Origin of the sequence: Vitreoscilla massiliensis, assembly GCF_001457815.1 — a bacterium.
GTDB classification, from domain to species: domain Bacteria; phylum Pseudomonadota; class Gammaproteobacteria; order Burkholderiales; family Neisseriaceae; genus Vitreoscilla; species Vitreoscilla massiliensis.
Window position 1 is genome coordinate 1,304,174 of the sequence record NZ_LN898221.1, and the last position, 16,362, is coordinate 1,320,535.

The 16,362-nt window shown below is 51.8% G+C and carries 17 protein-coding genes; 8 read left to right on the top strand and 9 right to left on the bottom strand.

The annotated features are described in order from the left end of the window. Positions 1-197 precede the first annotated feature (197 nt). Positions 198-1,922, top strand: a complete 1,725-nt coding sequence (locus tag BN3003_RS17675) for an ATP-binding protein (protein WP_058357932.1) — start codon at positions 198-200, stop codon at positions 1,920-1,922. Continuing rightward, the gene (locus BN3003_RS17680; protein WP_058357933.1) at positions 1,915-2,439 is read left to right on the top strand and encodes a GTP-binding protein; all 525 of its coding nucleotides are present in this window, start codon (positions 1,915-1,917) and stop codon (positions 2,437-2,439) included. The genes BN3003_RS17675 and BN3003_RS17680 overlap by 8 nt, the downstream gene beginning before the upstream one ends. A gap of 90 nt (positions 2,440-2,529) precedes the next feature. On the opposite strand, the gene BN3003_RS17685 is transcribed toward BN3003_RS17680, so the two are convergent. Together BN3003_RS17685 and BN3003_RS17690 are read right to left on the bottom strand one after the other, a co-directional pair. After that, positions 2,530-3,594 (bottom strand): nucleotidyltransferase domain-containing protein, encoded by a 1,065-nt coding sequence (locus BN3003_RS17685; protein ID WP_058357934.1) that lies wholly within the window; start codon positions 3,592-3,594, stop codon positions 2,530-2,532. After that, positions 3,578-4,339 carry a nucleotidyltransferase domain-containing protein gene (locus BN3003_RS17690; RefSeq protein ID WP_058357935.1) on the bottom strand — a complete coding sequence of 254 codons (762 nt, stop codon included), beginning with the start codon at positions 4,337-4,339 and terminating at the stop codon, positions 3,578-3,580. The genes BN3003_RS17685 and BN3003_RS17690 overlap by 17 nt, the downstream gene beginning before the upstream one ends. 174 nt (positions 4,340-4,513) lie before the next feature. Between BN3003_RS17690 and BN3003_RS17695 the strand changes: the two genes are divergently transcribed. Then, positions 4,514-5,275, top strand: a complete 762-nt coding sequence (locus tag BN3003_RS17695; RefSeq protein WP_058357936.1) for a methyltransferase domain-containing protein — start codon at positions 4,514-4,516, stop codon at positions 5,273-5,275. A gap of 297 nt (positions 5,276-5,572) precedes the next feature. Here the strand turns inward: BN3003_RS17695 and BN3003_RS17700 are convergent, their stop codons facing one another. From BN3003_RS17700 to dacB, 4 genes are all read right to left on the bottom strand, one after another. After that, positions 5,573-5,770, bottom strand: coding sequence for a hypothetical protein (locus BN3003_RS17700; RefSeq protein WP_058357937.1), 198 nt, complete (start codon positions 5,768-5,770; stop codon positions 5,573-5,575). 52 nt (positions 5,771-5,822) lie between these two features. Next, positions 5,823-6,284, bottom strand: coding sequence for a protein-export chaperone SecB (gene secB, locus BN3003_RS17705; protein ID WP_058357938.1), 462 nt, complete (start codon positions 6,282-6,284; stop codon positions 5,823-5,825). A 24-nt stretch (positions 6,285-6,308) separates the two neighbouring features. Beyond that, positions 6,309-6,569, bottom strand: coding sequence for a glutaredoxin 3 (gene grxC, locus BN3003_RS17710; protein ID WP_058357939.1), 261 nt, complete (start codon positions 6,567-6,569; stop codon positions 6,309-6,311). Between the two features lie 74 nt (positions 6,570-6,643). Then, entirely contained in the window at positions 6,644-8,074 is a 1,431-nt protein-coding gene (gene dacB / locus BN3003_RS17715; protein WP_058357940.1) for a D-alanyl-D-alanine carboxypeptidase/D-alanyl-D-alanine endopeptidase, read from the bottom strand. A gap of 145 nt (positions 8,075-8,219) precedes the next feature. On the opposite strand from dacB, the gene BN3003_RS19380 reads away from it, so the two are divergent. Genes BN3003_RS19380 through BN3003_RS17735 form a run of 5 tightly spaced genes read left to right on the top strand, consistent with a single transcriptional unit; the run spans position 8,220 to position 11,802 of the window. Continuing rightward, on the top strand, positions 8,220-8,876 hold the full coding sequence (locus BN3003_RS19380) for a circularly permuted type 2 ATP-grasp protein (protein WP_267886155.1): 657 nt from the start codon (positions 8,220-8,222) through the stop codon (positions 8,874-8,876). Continuing rightward, positions 8,840-9,646 carry a circularly permuted type 2 ATP-grasp protein gene (locus tag BN3003_RS19385; RefSeq protein ID WP_267886156.1) on the top strand — a complete coding sequence of 269 codons (807 nt, stop codon included), beginning with the start codon at positions 8,840-8,842 and terminating at the stop codon, positions 9,644-9,646. The genes BN3003_RS19380 and BN3003_RS19385 overlap by 37 nt, the downstream gene beginning before the upstream one ends. Further along, positions 9,643-10,242, top strand: coding sequence for a hypothetical protein (locus tag BN3003_RS17725; RefSeq protein ID WP_058357941.1), 600 nt, complete (start codon positions 9,643-9,645; stop codon positions 10,240-10,242). Before BN3003_RS19385 ends, BN3003_RS17725 begins: the two co-directional genes overlap by 4 nt. Further along, positions 10,239-11,021: a transglutaminase family protein gene (locus BN3003_RS17730; protein WP_058357942.1), complete on the top strand. Its 783-nt coding sequence runs from the start codon at positions 10,239-10,241 to the stop codon at positions 11,019-11,021. The genes BN3003_RS17725 and BN3003_RS17730 overlap by 4 nt, the downstream gene beginning before the upstream one ends. 43 nt (positions 11,022-11,064) lie before the next feature. After that, positions 11,065-11,802: a proteasome-type protease gene (locus BN3003_RS17735; protein WP_058357943.1), complete on the top strand. Its 738-nt coding sequence runs from the start codon at positions 11,065-11,067 to the stop codon at positions 11,800-11,802. 88 nt (positions 11,803-11,890) lie between these two features. Here BN3003_RS17735 and BN3003_RS17740 read toward each other — a convergent pair whose 3' ends face one another. From BN3003_RS17740 to BN3003_RS17750, 3 genes are read right to left on the bottom strand one after another with little or no spacing between them, the layout of a single operon-like run. Further along, positions 11,891-14,059: a primosomal protein N' gene (locus BN3003_RS17740; RefSeq protein WP_058357944.1), complete on the bottom strand. Its 2,169-nt coding sequence runs from the start codon at positions 14,057-14,059 to the stop codon at positions 11,891-11,893. A gap of 16 nt (positions 14,060-14,075) precedes the next feature. Further along, positions 14,076-15,551 carry a cardiolipin synthase gene (cls, locus tag BN3003_RS17745; protein ID WP_234333118.1) on the bottom strand — a complete coding sequence of 492 codons (1,476 nt, stop codon included), beginning with the start codon at positions 15,549-15,551 and terminating at the stop codon, positions 14,076-14,078. Beyond that, positions 15,551-16,348 carry a J domain-containing protein gene (locus BN3003_RS17750; protein ID WP_058357946.1) on the bottom strand — a complete coding sequence of 266 codons (798 nt, stop codon included), beginning with the start codon at positions 16,346-16,348 and terminating at the stop codon, positions 15,551-15,553. The genes cls and BN3003_RS17750 overlap by 1 nt, the downstream gene beginning before the upstream one ends. Between the last annotated feature and the right edge of the window lie 14 nt (positions 16,349-16,362).

Consider the following 16,362-nt stretch of genomic DNA (forward strand, 5'->3'; position numbering starts at 1 on the left):
TACTAAGATTTATTGACTTAAAAAACTAATTTTTAAGCTTAACGAATTTAGAATAAATGCACATATTTATTTTTTCCGTTAAGCTAAGTATCAAAAATATAGGCGTTTTTCTGAAAACCACCGCTGTCATTGATATTGTTACCATTGAAATTACCACATATGTCATGAACATTAATATTGCACAGTGAGGCGACATCATGCAGCAAAAAAAATCGAATGAGATGTTGCAAACCTTGAAGCAACAACGGGTGTTATTGGCTATCTCCGTCTTCACCATTGTCACCGTATTGCTATTGATAAACAATTATCAGTTACTGCCCAGTAGTAATGAATCGGGTCGTTACGCGCAATTATTGGGCATCGCTTTGGCTTTGTTTGTTGGCATCATCGCTTATTTCAACATCACCCAGTCCAAACGCAAACAAGCGCAGCTGTTGGACACGCAACAACAAACTCACGCCATCTTAAAATCGGTTGGCAGCGGCTTATTCTTAATCAATACCGACTTAAAAATCAGCAATGAATATTCCAAACAATTAGAGAGCATTTTGGGGCAACACGATTTGGCGCAAAAAAGTTTGTTGCAAATTTTGTCACAACTGGTGTCAGAACCCGAATTATTGGTGATACAAGGCTTTTTAAAACAGCTGTTCGACAGCAAGGTCAACGAAAAACTGATACAGGAATTGAACCCGCTCAACCAAATCGATGTGCGCATCGTCAATACCCAAGGCAAACGCAGCAACCGCTGTTTGGATTTTCAATTCACGCGCATTTATGAGCACAAACAAATTGTGTCGGTATTGGTGAATGTGACCGACATCACCCGTTCGGTACAGCAACAACAGCAAACTGTGTTTCGCTCCGATTTACAGGCCAACTTATTGCTCGCCATCATGCATGCCGACCGCGATGAGGTGGCGCAATTCAGCAAACAAACCAAGCTGCAATTGGAAACCATACACGAGGTCTTGTCGCAAGAAAGCGGCTCAACCAAATCGCAAAAACTCAAAATCGAACCGCTGACCCAACACATACACCAATTGCGTTGCAATGCCAATCAGCTCAATTTGCAAATGTTGGTGTATTTAAGCGATGAGTTTGAACAGCATTTGCTGTATTTGAAACAACAAAACTACCTCAATCACGACGACTTCTTGCCTTTGGACATCACCTTAGACCAAATGGATCATGTGTTACAAACCATCAATCAAGTCCACACCCGTTTGCAACAAGCCGAAGTCCCTGTTACCGCCGCACCGACCGTCAGTATCGCCTCGCCGGAAACCACCTTACAGCGTTGGCAACTCGATGTGCAGCAATTGGCCAAGCGCCAACACAAAAACATCCACCTGATTTGTACCAATGCCTCGTTTCAAAACCTGCCGATACAGTGGGTAGACAAAATCCAAGATTTGACTTGGCATTTGATCAGCAATGCGGTGGTGCATGGCATAGAAAACGCGGATGAGCGCGAAGCCATGGCCAAAACCGAGCACGGCCAAGTCACGGTATCGCTGCTGGACATGGGACAAGAATACCGCTTGAGCATAGAAGACGATGGCAAAGGCATAGACTATGAAGCGGTACAAGCACATGCCGCTGATTTGGGTTGGTGCCAAGACGAATTGGGCGCACCGATTAACAAAGTACAAATGCTGCAATACCTGTTTCAGGCCGAGTTCTCTACCCTAGGACAAATGAGCAGCGATGCTGGCGACGGCATGGGTTTGTATTGGGTGCAAACTTGGGTAGATGAAATGCGCGGCCACATAGATGTGGTGACACAGCCACACCAATTCACCCGCTTCATCATCACCATACCCAAACCAACCAATGCCGCAGCGCTGTCAGACCAAGATGAGATGGAGCCAAACTCCGCTGCCAGCGATGCCGATGATGAGGAGCATTACATTGTTTGAACACAAAATCATATTTACCGGCCCAGTGGGTGCGGGTAAAACCACGCTGATTAAGGCTTTCAGTGGCACCGAACCGGTCTTAACCGAAGTGCGCGCCTCCGATGAAGTCTCTGAATTGAAAGAACAAACCACTGTTGCCATGGATTACGGTTCGGTGGTTTTGGATGAAGAAACCAAAGTGCACATGTACGGCACACCGGGGCAAAAACGCTTTGATTTCATGTGGGACATCTTAAGCCGTGGCAGCATGGGTTTGGCCATCTTGGTCAATGCCAAAGCACCCAAACCTTTGGACGATTTGCGCTTTTATCTGGATGCGTTCAAAGGTTTGATTGTTGAGCAAGATTTGCCGGTGGTGGTGGGCATAAACCAAGTCAATAAAGACCAACCCGAACCCAGCCGCGCCGAATTCAAGGCCGTGGCCGAAGAGTTTCGCCTAGGCATCCCCGTATTGATGATAGACGCACGCGAAGAAAAAGACGTGCGCCGCATGGTGATGACCTTATTGTTCAGTTAAGTTTCACACGCCCGACTACACACACCAAGGGCTAGCGGTCTGCAACCACCCACACAGGTTACAGGCCGCTTTTTTATGCCTGCCATCACCTCAAGCCTGATAAAACGCTTGCCTTACTTCAACCAACACCTGCAATACCGCCGCACTGTCAGGCACCTCTGGCAAACGGCACACCGCATACGCTTGTTCCACCTGTTGCATCAAGCGCTCAGCCCGTGTCAGCAAATCCGCATACGCAAATTCACCGGCCTTAATCGCCAACAATTCATCGCGATTGTCGCGCCATACCCGCACCTCACCATAAAGCGCAATGTCCAACGCCGTGTACAACAAGCGAAACGTGTGCATCATGTTTTTGCTGTCATATTCGGCGCCATGGGCAACATTGGTCTGATAGCGCACCTCGTTGCGCTCCGCCACCCAGCGCCAATACGCTTGGTATTCGCGCAAATAACTGCTGTAACCGTCTTGATTGAAACTCAAATACGCGCGCATGGGCACATGTTCAGGCACCGAACTCAAGCGCAGCGACGTTGATTCAGCCGCGGCCACACCGTGAAAACCCAAGCTGCCGTCTTCATCCACAAACAGCGCGTACACATCGTGGGCATGATTGAGTTTGACCAAGCCAATATGTGCGGCCTGTAAACCTTGCTGTTGCAACCATTGCAGCAAAGGCACAGTAGCAGCGGCCTGTAACACATGGCAAAAATCCAACAGCGTTTTCTTCTCCGCCGCCATCGGATTGACGATTTTCTTGTTCAAGCCGCGCGCTTTTTTAATCTGACCATAGGCATAGCCGGCAAATGTGTGCAGACATTGCTTGGACAACAGCCATTCAGGCCGCAATGCCTCCAGCAGTGGATGGCGGTATAACAAAGCGTGGGCAGGAGTATGGAGCAATTCCAATAAATTGGGGTTGCTGGCCAGCAGCAAAGACACGAATTTGCGCCATTCGTAATACACTATGTCATTGCTGGGATTGTTCAATTGCTCTGGCGGATTGAGCGCGTAAAAGTCGCACTCAGGCAACACAAACACGCCTTTGATGTCGGTGTCCGACTCGGGCGTGTCCAAACCATACGCGCGCGAACCCGACAGCGCTCGCAGCAACAAATGTTGTGTGCTGTGTTCCAGCTCAGACACATTCAGCATCGCGCCCTACCCAATTGCGGAAAAAAGCATTGATGTCAGCGCCATCGGCAATATCGCGCTCAGGCAACACCACCTCGGTTTGCTGCCACAAATTCGCTATCAATTGTTGCAAAGCCGCATCAGGCGTGAACACATGTGCTTCGGCTTGCTCATTTTTAAACATCACCAAATCCCACACCCGCTGCTGGGTGTCGCTGTCTTGCCCTTGCAGCAACTCGTCCAAAGTCATCGGCGGGATGGTTTGCCGCTGCGCCACCCACAAAGCCGCCAACAATGGCCGCAACACATAAAACCATTTTTTCAAACGGATAGCATCATCGTCCTGAAACGCCGCACTGGCGGTTTTGGCAATGCCACGGTAATGGTATAAGGCATTTTTAGGCTGAAAATACGCTTGCGCCAAGTCCCAAATCTGCGCATGAAATTCCAAATCGCCCTCGTAAATTTGCGGCGATTGCAACCATTCCAACACCACCGCATTCGAGCCGCGCAACAAGCGCAGCGTCTTGCGCAAGTCCCATGCACCCACATCAAACCAGTCGTCTTCTATCCATTCAAAGCCTTCTTCGGCCGCATCCACTTGCAAATATTGCTCAGGCGCTTGCACATACACCGCGCGCACATCGTAATCACTGTCGGGCGAAGCAAAGCCCCAGGCGCGGCTGCCGCTTTCTATCGCCCACAAAATCTGAATGTGGCGTTCGCGGGCGATGTGGCGCAATTTGGTTTGTATCACGGCTTGCATGGTCTGTCCTTGTATTGAAGCCCCATCATAACAGATGCGGCCTGTAAAACACTTGACCTGTGTTTACAGGCCGCATGTCACTGCTTGTGACACCTAATCTGTGCTGTCGCTTTGCCAATCAGGTAACGGATTTGCTATGCTGGCACACACCGTCAGAGCCAATGAAAGCCCGCCATGCCATGGAATCCGCAGGTATACGACCAATTCAAAGCCGAGCGGCAGCAGCCGTTTTTTGATTTAATCGCCCACATACGACCACAAGCGCAGATGCGCATTGTCGACTTGGGCTGTGGCACCGGAGAGTTAACGCTGGCGCTGGCCGAGCGTTTCGAGGATGCAGAAGTCATCGGCATAGACAATTCGGCCGAAATGTTGCAACAAGCACCAACCCACGCACGCGTACAATTTCGCCAGCAAACCATCCAAGACTATGTCGCCAACGGCGAGAGCGCCGATGTGTTGGTGGCCAATGCTTCGTTGCAATGGCTGGATGGGCACACGATTCTGTGGCCACAATTGATACACAAGTTGCGACCGCAAGGACAATTGGCGGTGCAAATGCCCAACCAAGCGCACAACCGCTTGAACCAATTACTGGGCTTGTTGGCACAACAAGCGCCGTATGCCGACTTATTACAAGGCTGGCACCGCCCAAGCTCAGTATTGGAATTGGACGATTACGCCCAAATACTGTTTGGCGCCCAAGCCCAAACGATGACCTTATACCAAAAAGTCTACCCACAAATCGCCGCCAGCAGCGAGGACTTGTACCAATTCATCGCCGGCTCCGCCCTTATCCCGTATTTGGAACACTTGCCTACCAGCGCCCATGCGGCGTTTATCGCCGCCTTCAAACACAGCATAGAACAAGCGTTTCCACACATGCCCGCTTTATACGCATTCAAACGCGTCTTGATGCACGCGCAGTTTGCTTAAACCACACAAAAGCGGCCTGTAAAGCCATAGTGAATGGTTTACAGGCCGCTTTTGTAAGAGAGTGAGCTGAGTTATAAATAGATGCCATAAACAAACTTACAGGCCGCTTATAAGAAGTGCGCTTGGTTCCAATTGATGCCTTGAACAAGACAGCGCTGTTGATGCCCATCTCATTGCCCCGCGCTTAAGGCACAGAATGGGATTAAAACAAGTCCGCACACGCGCTGGCCGAACAGATGCCGTAGCAGTCTAGGCACAATCACTGAAATTGGCGCAGCGCTGACGCGTTCAAACGGCTCAGTGGCACGGCATCGCATTCTCCGCACCACAGTGGATTGTGGGATTGCCATTGCCAATGTGCGCGGTTTTGACGCAATACGGCGATTCGCTGCGGTGTTCACGCGCTATGATTCCCCCCTGTCCACGCCCAGATTCAGCCACATTGTTATCTTCGCCACCACTCCAACGGCCTTGTCCCGCATGCGTGTCATGCATAAAAAAACACCACCTTGCTGAACAAGATGGTGTTTTTATCATTGCATAAGGCTTAAGCGTTGCCTTCAACCGCTTGGCCTTGTGATTGGTACATGGCTTCGAAGTTAATCGGCGCCAACATCACTGGTGGGAAGCCAGCGCGGGTTACCGTGGTTGAAATCGCTTCACGAGCATAAGGGAACAAGATGTTAGGACAAGCGACGCCCAACAACAAGTTGATGTCTTCTTCGTCGATGTTGGCAATGCGGAAAATACCGCTTTGTGTCACTTCAGACAAGAACATGGTTTTGTCTTCGTTTTCCAATTTGGCGGTCACGGTCACGGTCACGCTCACATTGTAAAAACCTTCTTCAATCAATTCACCGCGGGTGGCAACTTTCATTTCCACTTCGGGTGATTCATTGGTCAAAAAGACTTGCGGTGCGTGTGGCACTTCCAAAGACAAATCTTTTACGTAAATTTTTTCAATGCTGAACACAGGTTGGGTTTCAACTGCTTGGTTTTCTTCTGCCATTTGGTTTTCCATCTAAGTTACAAATTATTCGCCAGCGAGCAAAGGGTCCAGCTTACTGGCGCGATTGAGCGCATTCAAATCATCGAAACCACCTACATGGGTGTCACCGATGAAGATTTGAGGCACGGTACGTCGGCCTGTAATGTCCATCATGTGTTCACGCATTTTCGGATCGGTGTCTATGCGAATTTCTTCCACTTCGTTGACGCCTTTTTGCTTGAGCAAATTTTTTGCCATGGTGCAAAATGGGCACTGGGCGGTAGTATACATAATCACTTTTTGCATCGCATCTGTCCCGTTAACAAAACGTGATTCCAAGATAGGGGCAAACGGCACAAATTGCAAGGGCAGTGCCCAGACTAATGTGGCATGGCCATGATTTTGGTCACCACATTGTCCATTTGCGTTAAGGTTTGCGGCGTGTCTTTGCCATTGACCATCACCACGATGGCCAGCGTTTGCCCCGCGTCGTCCACGCCATAACCTGCCAAGGCATGCACATTGTCGAGCGTGCCGGTTTTCAAATGCAAGCGGCCTGTAAGCGGCTTAAAGCGTTTGCGCAGCGTGCCATCGACGCCGGCAATGGGCAAACTGTTCCAAAATGGCTCACGGTAAGGGCTGTGATAAGCTTTATTGAGCAAGCTGCCCATCATGCGCGCGCTGACGCGTTCGCGCCGTGACAAGCCCGAACCATTTTCCAATACCAATTGGCCATCGTTAATGCCATCGCTGTTCATTTGCTGCTGCAATTGCTGCAGCGCTTGCGTAGCCTCTACCTTATTGCCGGTGTCCGACAGCATCACCAAGCTGCGGGCGATGACGTTATTGGAATACTTGTTCATGGTTTCCACCACCTTGGCCACAGGTTCAGACTGGTGTTTGGCCAAGATGCGCCCCGCCGCAATCGGCGTGGTACTGACACGGTACGAATCGGCACCCATGCCGCCCATGCCGCGCCACAAGCCACTGAACGCCCGATACACAAACTCATCGCCGACCACGCCTTTGCTGTACATGGTTTGATCGGTACAGGCCGCATTGATGCTGCCTTTGAGCAAAATGGTGCTGCCCAACCACTGACTTTGCACTCGATTTTTCAATAGGCCGCAGTTTTTTTGGCCATTCCAGCGCAATTGGCTGTCGTCGACATTGACGCCGGCCAATTGCGGAAACAATTTCCAGCGCTCTTGCTCTTGATTGGTGAATTGCAGCCACACCACATGGTAGTCGAGCATGTGCGTATCGGGGTCGACGGTAAACGCGGCGTCGCTGTCATCGTGAAACGCCTCAGCCGTGGGCACGCTTTGCCACAGGCTTTTGTCCAATACCAACTGCCCTTGGATGTGGCGCACGCCCGCCGCTTGCAATTGCTGCATCATTTCTTGCAGCGCATTGTGGTCTAACGTTGGGTCGCCGCTGCCGCGCCAAACCAAATCGCCTTGCAACACGCCGTTTTCAATCTTGGCCTTGCTGTGCCAATAAGTGCGGATGCGGTAATCGGGACTTAAACGATTGAGGCTGTACCAAGCGGTGAGCAGCTTCATCGTCGAAGCCGGATTCATCGCCGCATCGGCGCGGTGCTCCGCTATGGTGCGGCCTGTGTCCATGTTTTGCACAAACACCGCCACCTCATTGTCTTTCAGGCCGCTTAAATCCAGCGCCAGTGCGGTCGGTGAACATACCACCGCCAGTGCAGCCAGAGTAAGACTGAATAGCGGCTTTGGTTGATGGTGAAACAAATGAATTAATTTTTTATTCAACATATTCAATGGATTGTTTATTTGTTTCATGAAATGAGACCTTGACACATTGTTGTCATGCAGCATTTGTCGTTATGATGAAAACACAAGAGCTAAAAGCCAAGTTATCACAATTACATAAAAAAGACTGTTTTTCTTGAGAGAGGGCCATTCAACACACCCATTAGGAGGTTGTATGCCCCAAGAAGCAATGTTTTTCAACGAGGTCGATGCGCTGCGCAGCCATCCCTCTCACTTCCAAGCCATGCACCGCTGGCTGGAAACCAACAGCCATTTCAAGCTGATGACGCTGAATCAGCAGGCTTTGTCTGCGTTTCACCGCAAAGGCGTCACCTTCACCGTTTACAGCGATGCCAAAAACACCGAACGGGTGATTCCGTTTGACATCATTCCGCGCATCATTACCCAACAAGATTGGGAGATACTGGAAAGCGGCTGTACCCAGCGCATCAAGGCTTTGAATGCGTTTATTCACGACATTTACCACCAACAAAACATCATTGCTGCTGGCATCATACCAGCAGAACAAATCCTCGTGAACGACTGCTTTGAGCCGTGGATGGTCGACATCGACTTGCCACAACCCATCTACACCCACGTCAGTGGCATAGACTTGGTGCGCAATGAAGATGGGCAGTTTTATGTGTTGGAAGACAATTTGCGCACCCCTTCCGGCATCTCGTATTTGCTCGAAAGCCGCCAAATCAGCGAACACTTATTGCCTGAGCTGTTCGAGGAATTCGACATCGCGCCCGTGCACCATTACCCCAGCATGTTGTTGCAAAGCCTGATTGAGTGCAGTGGCAAACCGAATCCGAAGTGGTGGTCTTGACCCCTGGTCGTTACAACAGCGCTTATTACGAACACACGTTTTTGGCGCGCAAAATGGGCGTGCCTTTGGCCAACAGCTACGATTTGTTCGTCGAAGACAATAAGGTTTACATCAAAACCATAGGCGGACGCGAACAAGTGGACATCGTGTATCGGCGCTTGGACGATGCCTTTCTTGACCCATTGGCCTTTCGCCCCGATTCGATTTTGGGCGTTCCCGGCTTGATGAGTGCTTACCGCGCCGGCAATGTGATGATTGCCAATGCCCCCGGCACCGGCGTGGCCGATGACAAGTCAATTTACCCGTATGTGGACGAGATGATTCGATTTTACCTGCAAGAAGAACCAATCTTGCGCAACGTTCCCACTTGGCAATGCCGCAAAAAAGACGATTTCGACTATGTGATGACACATTTAGACGAATTGGTGGTGAAAGAAACCCAAGGCTCAGGTGGCTATGGCATGTTGATTGGCCCCAAAGCCACCCGCGAGGAAATCGAAGCCTACCGTTTGCGCATCATCGCCGACCCTGCAGGCTTTATCGCCCAACCCACTTTGTCTTTGTCCACCTGCCCCAGTTGCGTGGAAGAAGGCATTGCCCCACGCCATGTGGATTTGCGCCCGTTTGTGCTCACCAGTCCGGAACAAGTGCGCATTGTGCCGGGCGGTTTGACCCGCGTGGCTTTGCGTGAAGGCTCGTTGGTGGTCAATTCGTCGCAAGGCGGTGGTGTCAAAGACACTTGGGTCTTGCGCAATGGAGGTTTGTCATGAATTTACTGCTTTCCAATGCCTACCATTTGTACTGGCTGGGCCGTTACATGCAACGCACCACTTGTTTGAACGAACGCAGCCACAACAATCACCCATCGGCACTGTTTCCGATGTTGCGCCATGTCGGCTTTCAAAATCCGATTAACCAACACAATTTTACCCACCACATCAATACCGAGGTGATCCCCGAATATCTGGCCTTGATTAACGACAATTTCCAAGCGGTGCGCGGGGTGATTGAAGACGAGGCGTTTGAATTGTTCCAATTGATGAATCGCCTTAACCAGTCGGGCAGTTTGCAATCGGCCTGTTTCCAAATTCGTGCCTGCGATGCCGCCATGCACGCACATGCGGCACCGGTGTCGACGTTTTGGCTGCTGGGTCATGCGGTGGAAACCATAGACGAGCGTTTGCGCTATGGCGACATTCAAGACCAAGACTTGCGCATTTTTGCCGATGCAGTGACGCGTTTGCCGACCTTCAGCGCTTGGGAAGCCTTGAAACAGCCGGCACAGGCATTGGTGTATTTGGCCAGCAGCCAGAAGTTTTACCAACTGACCGCACAATTGGAAACCTTATTTGAGGACGGGCTATGAACATCACCATCCACCACAACACCACTTATTTTTACGAGCATTTCAGCAAGAAAAGCATCCAGCTCATCCGCATGACACCGCAAAATTTGGCGCACCAACGGGTGGTTTTTTGGCAATTGAACCTGCCCAATACCAGCAGCCGTGGCTTTGATGGTTTTAACAATGTCTGCAATTTGCTCACCTTACAACAGCCGCACCAAGAGTTGTCGGTATTGGCACAAGGCGAGGTGCACATCGACAATGGCACCGAATACCAAATTGACGACAGCTTGCCGGCGCTGATGTATTTGCGCCAAACCGAATTGACGGAACCTGATGCCGCCATTTTGGCTTTTTGCCAAGGTTTACAGGCCGCCTCTGTGGCCGATTTACAAGCTTTAAGCGCGGCGATTTTAGTGCACATGCCGTATCAAACCGGCATCACCCATGTCGGCAGCAGCGCCGCCGAAGCGTTTGCCTTACAGGCCGGTGTGTGCCAAGACCACACCCATGTGTTTTTGTCGTGTTGCCGCGTGTTGGGCATCCCCGCGCGCTATGTGTCGGGCTATATTTACACCAATTCCACCGACCATTTGGCCAGCCATGCTTGGGCTGAGGCGTATGTCGACGGCAAATGGTATGTGTTTGATGTGTCTAATCAACATTACGCCATCCAAGGCCATGTGCAATTGGCAGTGGGACGAGACTATAACGATGCCGCGCCGATACGCGGTGTGCGCCAAGGCGGCGGCTTAGAAAGAATGGAATTCACTGTACATGTGTCCACAATTGACCAATAATTTGGCTTCAACTGCTTCATTACCCAACCCATAGAGCCCGAGCATGACTTACTGTGTTGCCCTCAATTTGCAAGAAGGCATGATATTTGCCAGCGACACCCGCACCAATGCGGGTGTTGACCATGTATCGACGTTTAAAAAAATGTTTCGCTTTGCCACTGAAGGCGAGCGGGTCATCTTCATCATGACTTCCGGCAATTTGGCCACCTCGCAAGCGGTCATCGAATTATTGCAACAAGACATACAATACAATGTGGAAAAAAACCTGCTCAACGTGCCAACCTTGTTCGATGCGGCGCAATTGGTCGGTCGCTGTGCCAGCCAAATCGCCCACGATTCGCAGCAAATTGGCCATACCCAAGACACGATGTTTGGCAGCAATTTCCTCATTGGCGGCCAAATTCGAGGGCAAGCGCCCAAATTGTATTCGATATACAACGAAGGCAATTTCATCACCGCCACCCAAGACACACCATTTTTCCAAATCGGTGAAAGCAAATACGGCAAACCCATACTCGACCGCGCCGTGTCGTATACCACTTCGATAGACGACGCCTTGCGTGCAGTATTGGTGTCGTTCGATTCCACCATACGCTCGAATTTATCGGTGGGTTTCCCGATAGATTTGGTGGTGTATCCGAAAGACAGCTTGAGCATGCCACAAGGCATACGCATTGAGCGCGACGATGCTTACATGAGCACCATACGCGCACAGTGGTCACATGGTTTGATACATTTATTGCAGCAATTCGATTCTCCACCAACGGATTACCTGCGTTAAGCACACGCATATCAAACCAGCGGCCTGTAAACCCCATATCCGAGTTTACAGGCCGCTTTTATGGCTTTGGGCACACGCTCACGAGCTTTTAAGCATCTTGCACATCCATGTCCAAACTGTAGCGCCATGCGCTTTGGTGTGGCAACAGCGCCGTCAACTCGGCCTGAAACAAACGCCCAGCCTTGTGCAGCGCTTGGCGCGACGGCGATTGCACAAACACTTGCGCCCGCTCGCGCCCGTTCAAACGCGCCATCAACATTGGCACCGGCCCAAACACGCTCACGTCGTCCGGCAATTCCAAACCATCCAATACTTGTTGCAATAATTGTTGCGCCTCATGCATCTGCGGCGCATCCACGCGCACCGCCAACATATGGCTGAACGGTGGAAATTCGTATAGCTGGCGCGAAGCCAATTCTTGCTCGGCAAAGCTGATGTAATCGTGTTGTTGCAAAGCGGCGAACAAGGGATGGTCGGGCAATTGCGTTTGCAGCAACACCTTGCCTTTTTGTTCGGCGCGACCGGCGCGGCCCGACACTTGCAGCAATTGCGCAAACAAATGCTCGGGCGCACGAAAATCGCTGGAGTACAAAGCGCCATCGGCATTCAAAATCACCACCAAATTGAGGCGGGCAAAATCATGGCCTTTGGCCAGCATTTGCGTGCCGATGAGCACATCCACCGCATCGGCCTGTACTTGTTCATATAACTGTTGCCAATCCTGCTTGCCACTGGTGGTGTCCCTGTCCACGCGCACAATGTTCGCGTGTGGCATTAAGGCATTCAGCGCCTCTTCCACCCGCTGCGTGCCCTGACCCAACGGGGTTAAATCGCTGTTATGGCATTCGGGGCAAAACACCGGCACCGCCTCGCGCAAATCGCAATGGTGGCAGCGCAATTGGCGTTGGCGTTGGTGCCACACCATTTTGGCCGAGCAATTGGGGCAGTCAAATGTGTGGCCACACGCGGTACAAGCCAATACAGGTGCAAAGCCACGGCGATTCAAATACACCAAAGACATGCCGCCTCGCTGCCAATTCTTCAACAGCGCTTGCCGCACCGGCTCGCACATGCCCTCTTCCAGCGGCAGTTGGCGCACGTCTATGATGTGGATTTTCGGCAACACCGCTTGCGCGTTCGCACGCTCAGGCAAACTGAGCAATTGATAGCGGCCTGTAGCGGCATTGTGCCAACTCTCCAAACTCGGGGTGGCGCTGCCCAATACTATCGGACAGGCCGCTTGCTTGGCGCGCCACAGCGCCACATCGCGCGCATGGTAGCGCAATTCATTTTGCTGTTTGAACGAGCCATCGTGTTCTTCATCGACCACAATCAAGCCCAGATTTGGCATCGGTGTGAGCACACTCAAGCGCGTGCCGATGATGAGTTTGGCCTCGCCGGTCATCGCACGGATGAAATCATGGCTGCGCGCACCAGCCGCCGTTTGGCTGTGCAAGACCGCTGGCTCATGGCCAAAAAAGCGGCTGTTGATGCGCGCAAGCAATTGTGGCGTCAGATTGATTTCTGGCAACAGCATCAACACTTGCTGACCGCGCGCGAGCACCTCGGCCATGGCAGCAAAATACACCTCGGTCTTGCCGCTGCCGGTAATGCCGTGCAGCAAAAATGCTTGAAACTCGCCCAGTTTGGCGCTTATCGCCGCATGCGCTGTTTGCTGTGCGGCATTGAGGACAAAATCGCTGTGAAAGCCGAGTTCGCTCGGCTCAGTGTGGATGTCTAACCACTGCTGCGCCGCGTATTCTTGCAAGATTTTGCCCGCTTGCGGATGGATTTGTTTCAGCTCGGCCAAACCCAACAGCTGTTGCTGCAAGCCTTGCCACAGCGCGTGTTTTTTGTAATGGCGCGCCGCGGGTTCGGGCGCGTGTTGTTTGCCCAATTCATTAAAGCGATACCAGCGCTTGGGCTCGGACAGACTCAAGGCCTCGCTGTTGCGCAAGCCTTGCGGCAAGGCGGTAAACACCGTCGCACCTATCGGATACAGATAATAACGGCTGCAAAACGCCATCATCGCCCGCCATGCCTCGCTTAGCGGCGGCGTGTCGTGTAACACTTCCACTATGGGCAAGACTTTGTTGGCGTCGAAATCCAATTCGTCGGTGTGCGCCCACACCACGGCGACGCAGCGCTTGCCGCGGAAGGTCACCAGCACACGTGTGCCCAAAGGCAGTGGCTCGGGATGGGAATAGGTGAACAAACGTTCTAAGGGCACGTTCAGTGCCAATTGATGCCAATACATGACTTACAGGCCGCCTTTATAACAATGGGCTCATCAAACGCACGGTGTTTTCCAATAAGGTGCGCCACACCGAACGCTGTTGCCAACGGGTGGCATCGATGTAAATGCAATCGCGCAAATACGCTTGCTGTTGCAAAGACAGGGCGTGGATTTCGGCCTTGCTGTACAAAGCCATGGTCAATTCCAAATTCAAATAAAAACTGCGCATGTCCATGTTCACCGTGCCAAACAAGGCAAATTCGCCATCGACCACCACGCTCTTGGTGTGCAACAAACCGCCGGTAAACAAGGCGATTTTCACCTCGCTTTGCAACAACAGCCGATACGACGCTTGCGAAGCATAGCGCACCAAAAACGAATCCACTTTTTGCGGCACGATTAAAGTCACGCTGACGCCGCGTCGCGCCGTGGCGGTCAAGGCCAGCATCAAGGCTTCATCGGGCACGAAATACGGCGTGGTCAATACGATTTCGCGCTGCGCTTGGTGCAAAGCGCAAATCAAGGTGTCGTAAAACACATAGTGATTTTGGTCGGGCGATGAGGGGATGGTTTGCAACACCGAACAGGCTGAGGCGGCCTGTAAACCGACAGATTCGACATAAGGCCAGCGCTCGCGCCACAAAGCTTGAATGTCGGCAAAGTTTTGCCGATTCTCTACCGCCACATCGGCATAAAACATCGCCAGCAATTGTATCACCACCGGCCCTTGCACCCGCAGCATCACATCCACCCACTGCCCCACGCCCGCACCTTGCTTAAACACTTTCGGGTCGACCAAATTGTAACTGCCGGTATAGGCAATGTGTTCGTCTACCACCAACAGCTTGCGGTGGTTGCGCAAATCGCTGCGCACCAAGATGGCTTTAATCAGCCCGATGGACAAGGATTGGTGTATCAACACACCTTGTTTTTTCAGGCGCTCGCACCACGGCGTGGAGAAAAACTGTGCACTGCCGACGCTGTCGGCCAAAATCTCACAGCGCACGCCGCGCTGCGCCGCTTGCTCCAAGGCAAGGAACAGGTTTTCCACCTCACCTTTGACATCAATGATGTAAAACATCAACACCACCGCGCGCTCGGCGCGTTCAATATCGTCTATCATCGCCGCAATCATGGCGTCGGTATCGTTTAAGAACTGACACTGATGGCCGCTTAAGGCTTGAAAACCAGTGCTGTGGTGCGCCAATACCGCCAGCGATTGCCATTTGTCCGACAAACCCACATCGCTGGGCACGTTGCGAAAATTCGGGGCGGTAAATTCATTGTAGAAATTGACGATTTCTTGCTTGCGCCGCTCGCGCGTGCGCCCCAATTTGGGCTCGCCGATGATGAGGTAGGCAATCAGCCCTATCAGCGGCGCCACAAACAAAATGCCCAACCATGCCAAGGCCACCCCGTGATTCTTTTGGTGGTAGAGCACACGCAAGGCGCAACTGAGCGTCAATACCGTGTGTACCAGTACCAAAGTTTCCGAGGTGGTGATGGGGCTCATTATTGGCGCAATCCTTTGTACGAGAATTCAAATTGGCTGTGGTCTTGGTCGGGCAAAGTCACCTTCACCACGCCATCGTTGCGAAACGCATTCACGGCGCTGTCGCTCAGCGGCGTCATCCAATAGTTGTCACTGGCTTTGGCCGGCAAGGAATAGCGGTTATCGACATCAAACGCCAATTGGATGCGACACTCGCCCGAACAAGACACAGGGCCATCGGCATACATCACCAATTGCGCTTGCTCACCTTGCGGCAAGAACACCACCAGCTTCATCTCTTTGAACACGCTGCTGTCCGACAGCAATTTCTTGCTCGTCAGCATGTATTCTGGCCCGTGAGCCTCCTCATTGTCCACCGAGATGCTCGATTGGTGCCAATCTTTCACCCGTACTTGCACATCGGCATCGTTGCTGCTGCCATCGACCATGCGTTCTTGCGCCTTGGCTTGCTGCTGCGCGTGGCGGATTTGCGCTTCTTCGTTTTTGGCCTGCGCGTCTTTGCGCACCCATTGCAAACCAACCATGCCCGCACCCAAGATGGCCACAATAATCAATACCGGTATCCAAAACGGCGTGTCCGATTTCAAGGCCGAGCGTGCACGCGCACGCGTGGCCGCATTGATGCCCATTTTTTTGTCATACGCCTTGCGCATTTTCGGATCGATGAGAAAATTGCGCGCTTGGCTGAGAATTTTTTCATCCACATCGCCACGTTGGCGTGCCAAACGGATTGCTTTTTCAATGTCCATGGACGTGGCATTGGTGGGCACGCCCAATACTTCATAAAAATCCAACATGTTTTCCCCTGACT